4 protein-coding genes and 1 pseudogene are annotated in these 3,734 nt (G+C 61.4%); 2 read left to right on the forward strand and 3 right to left on the reverse strand.

Going from position 1 to position 3,734, the window contains the following annotated elements:
* Positions 1 to 423: pseudogene (locus ACLP2E_RS20745) on the reverse strand (PD-(D/E)XK nuclease family protein); the annotation flags it as partial.
* Between the two features lie 233 nt (positions 424 to 656).
* Complete coding sequence (locus tag ACLP2E_RS20750) at positions 657 to 974, reverse strand: HU family DNA-binding protein (RefSeq protein ID WP_442466987.1); 318 nt, start codon at positions 972 to 974, stop codon at positions 657 to 659.
* A 400-nt stretch (positions 975 to 1,374) separates the two neighbouring features.
* On the opposite strand from ACLP2E_RS20750, the gene ACLP2E_RS20755 reads away from it, so the two are divergent.
* Positions 1,375 to 1,854: an acyl-CoA thioesterase gene (locus ACLP2E_RS20755; RefSeq protein WP_442466984.1), complete on the forward strand. Its 480-nt coding sequence runs from the start codon at positions 1,375 to 1,377 to the stop codon at positions 1,852 to 1,854.
* 89 nt (positions 1,855 to 1,943) lie between these two features.
* On the opposite strand, the gene ACLP2E_RS20760 is transcribed toward ACLP2E_RS20755, so the two are convergent.
* Positions 1,944 to 3,413, reverse strand: a complete 1,470-nt coding sequence (locus ACLP2E_RS20760; protein ID WP_442466985.1) for a DNA topoisomerase — start codon at positions 3,411 to 3,413, stop codon at positions 1,944 to 1,946.
* On the opposite strand from ACLP2E_RS20760, the gene ACLP2E_RS20765 reads away from it, so the two are divergent.
* Positions 3,325 to 3,734, forward strand: a 410-nt coding sequence (locus ACLP2E_RS20765) for an IS66 family transposase (protein WP_442466986.1), incomplete at its 3' end; no start/stop codon positions are given. The genes ACLP2E_RS20760 and ACLP2E_RS20765 overlap by 89 nt on opposite strands.

Here is a 3,734-nt window from a genome sequence, read left to right on the forward strand (position 1 = left end):
GGCGTGACGAATGCGGCTGCAAGCGAGTTCGACCAACCCCTTGGGGCGCTTCATCGAAGGCGGCAGCCGACGAAGCGTCTCGGTTTCGAGAGTGCGCAACGCCATCAACCGAGGATTGGTCGCCGCCGAGAGGTCGATGTCCGCGCGCCAGACTTTGTCGAGCGTGCTGACGGCGGCCCGCACCATGCCGGGAAGATCCTTGATGACGTCGAACTCGCCCAGGCTCGAGCCCGCCAGGGCCGCTTGAACCGCCTCCTGGAGCGTCTCCGCATCGATCGGCTGCAGGAACCCGCCTGCGAGACGGCTGGCCAACTGCCCCATGGTCATGACCTGCACGCCGTTGGCTCCGCTCCGGGCGGCGTCGACGCGGATCATGTGTCCGGACAATGTGGTGTGAACGACGATGGTGCTGCGTGCCGTCATTTTTGTTTCCTTGGAGACAATACACGACCGCAGATTCGCTTCTAGTCCCCTGCCCTGCTCAGCCAACCGCTTATTCTGGCCCCTCCCTTTCAGCCCACACGCCGCCCCCGCTGGGGTGCGGCGAGGGTGGCCGGGCCGCAAAAAAAGCCGCTGGCGGCGCGAGCCCTCCGGCGGCTGATTGTATTGCCCAAATGAACGCCACGCAACGACGGGCTGCCGACGTATTGTTAAGTTTACTTGCTCTTCTTTGGGTTCAGCGCATCCTTCAGCCCTTGGCCCGACTTGAAGCGGGCGTTCTTCGACGCTGGGATCGGGATTTCCTCGCCAGTCGCCGGATTGCGTCCCTTGCCGGCCGCACGCTCCTTGACCGAGAAAGTACCAAATCCCACAAGGCGCACTTCTTCGCCCTTTTTGAGTGCGTTCTCGATTTCTTGGATTATGGCGTCGACCATCACTGCCGCTGCCGCCTTCGTGTCGTCGGTTTTGTCCGCGACAAACTCCACCAATTCCGACTTGTTCATGGCCTTTCCCTTCTTAACAATGGGCTCCAGCCGATGATGCTTCCCTACTCGCTTTAAAAATACGCCATGGCATCGAATCGGCGGCTCCGAGTGTTCGAAGGTGTTGAGGCCGAATCGCCGCAAACGCAAGGGTTAGAAGGCGCCGTACACCAAAAATCGTTGGATAACCGGGCCAGACGGCTGTCGTGCGTTGCTGAAAAGGTAGGCGAGAGGATAGACGAGGCGCGGCGGTTGAAGAAGAACCGTCGGTAAACCCAAACCTCCCATGCGCGGGGCCGGCTGCGCATGGGGGGTGAATTCTGATGCGCATTGCAATCACAACGGCTTAAATCGCGTAGGGTAATCGAATCATGCCGATTCACAGGCTTCGGAAGGCCTTTCTGACAGGCCGGCATGACGCTTCACGTTTTAAATCGAAGGAGGAACCGCCGTGCCCAAGGAAACCGACAGCCAAGACATCGCCAAGATCTCCTACCACGCGCACTGGACGGAGGAATCTGTTCGCTACAACGACACGGGCCGCCAGGGACACGTCAATAACGCCATCTTCGTCACGTTTCTTGAAGCGGGGAGGGTCTCCCTTCTATACAATCCGGAAGAGCGGGCTCTGACGCCCGAGGGAACTTCGTTTGTGCTTGCCAACCTTGTGTTAAATTTTCGGGCGGAAATCTTTTGGCCGAGCGAAGTTCGGATTGGGACGACGGTTTCTCGCATAGGCAACAGTTCCGTGACTTTTAGCCAGGCCCTGTTCGTCGGCGACAATTGTGCCGCGACAGCGCAAACCGTCTTGGTTCTCATGGACGACGCAACGCGCAAGTCGCGGTCCCTACCTGATCAAACGCGGCAGGAGTTGAAAAAGTGGCGGCATCGGGACTGCAGCTCGGAGAATGTTGGAACGAGCGACTCGTGATCAAAATCTTGCCGCCACATCCAACTTTTCGTAGCAGAAATTTCCTTTCGGAACCAGTCGAACTCCCATCGCTTTCGCGCCACAAGCCCCTACCACGCATGTTCGTCAAGAAACCGGCGACACGCATCGAAATCCTGTTGATAGCGTTCGGGCAAAGTCAATTTCTTGCCGCGCGCCAAGCTTTGCGCGTAGGCGACCATCTTGGCTGTCGGCGCCTGCGAACGAGCGGACCCCTCATCATAGGCGCCGGCGGCTGGCGCGGCAGGTTTCCTTGTCGACGACTGCGCCGTCTTCTTTCCGCGACGGGTGCGAGCGGGCTTAGAGTCTTCCGGTTTGGCGCGGTTGCCTGCCTGCCCGGAAATGCGTCGCCGCCCTGATCGACGCGCCGGCGCGGAGGTCGTCAGATCGACTGTTCCGCTCGATCGTCTGAGCAATGCGTCGATCAGATCATGTGCGGCGGCGGCAATGCCGTCGATCACCGCGCGAAAGTCGGCCTTCCCGGTGACAACCTCGTCGAGACGCATCTCCCATAGAGCCGTTGTCCCGGGGTCGACGAGCGCCGGCGCCGCGCCGCGCAAAAGCTCAAACAGTTGCAGTCCCGCCGGGGTCGGGAGCACCAGCTTGCCGTCCGCGGCCAACAAATTCTGCCGCTTCAGGCCCTTGATGATTTCGGCCCGGGTCGCAGGCGTGCCGATGCCCTTGGCTTCCTTCAATCGTTCGCGCAGGGCGGGATCTTCAACGAAGCGCCAAGCGTTCTGCATGGCGTCCACCAGCGTGCCCTCGTTATAGCGGGGTGGCGGCTGGGTTCTCTTAGCCTCGACCCGCGCGTCGGACAGCATCGCATTGTCGCCATCGTTGAGCGATGGCAGCGTTTGCTCGGCCTCCGCCTCGGCGTCCGGATCGACCGCCTGATAAACCGCCTTCCAGCCGAGCCGCAACGGAATGCGCCCAACGGCGCGGAACTCCGCCGCGGCGACGCCCGGAACCGAAACCGACGCGGTGACGACGGTCTGCCTATATTCGTAATCGGGCATCACGGCGGCCAGATAGGAGCGGCAGATCAGCGCGAACTGCCGCTTTTCATCCTCGTTCAGGCGCGCCAAGCGGGTTTCCAAGTCGTCAAGGACGTTGACGTTAGGCACGACGGCATGATGCGAAACGCCCTCCAGAGCCTTGTCGCAGAAATGGCCGGACCTGCCTCGGCGGATCACCGGCGGGGCGATTTCGAGATGGGCGAAGCCACGCAGGCGCGTCAGCGCGGCGACGATCGCCGGCGCGTCGGCGATCTGATTTTCAGTCAGGTAACGGGCTTCCGCGCGCGGATAGGTGATCAGTTTCTTGCCTTCGCCGTCATACAGCTCCTGCGCCACGGACAGCGTCTTGTCGGCGGTCCACCCCCATCGCTGGCCGCAGGTCTTCTGCAACGACGGGAGATCGAACAGGCGGGGCGGCGCCTGCCGCTTTTCCTCGATGGAGACGCCGAGCGGTCCATTATGCCCGGCCGCGGCATTCGCTATCGCCTCGGCGCGAACCTGTTTGGCGCATCTGGCGCGCGACACGGCCTTTGCGCTGGAGCATGGATCGGACGATCTGCCCCTGCGGTTCAAGCTGTGGTTTGGCAAAGCCTTCGATCTGGCCAGAGAGATCGCCAGTTTCAAAGCCTCGACGATCGCCAGCAAAAAGCGCGAGCTTGAAAAGCAACTCGCGGCCCTTCTTGCCGCGGCGACAGGATGCGACCTCGCACGCCAGTTGCAGGCCAAAATCGGTCGGGCGCAAGAGCAGCTTCTGATCTTTTGCGACTATCCTGGCGAGGTCGAGGCCACCAACAACGGCTCGGAGCGAAAGCTGCGGCCCTGCGTGATCCAGCGAAAAGTCACAAA

Origin of the sequence: Rhodoblastus sp., from assembly GCF_052145335.1 — a bacterium.
Lineage (GTDB): Bacteria > Pseudomonadota > Alphaproteobacteria > Rhizobiales > Beijerinckiaceae > Rhodoblastus.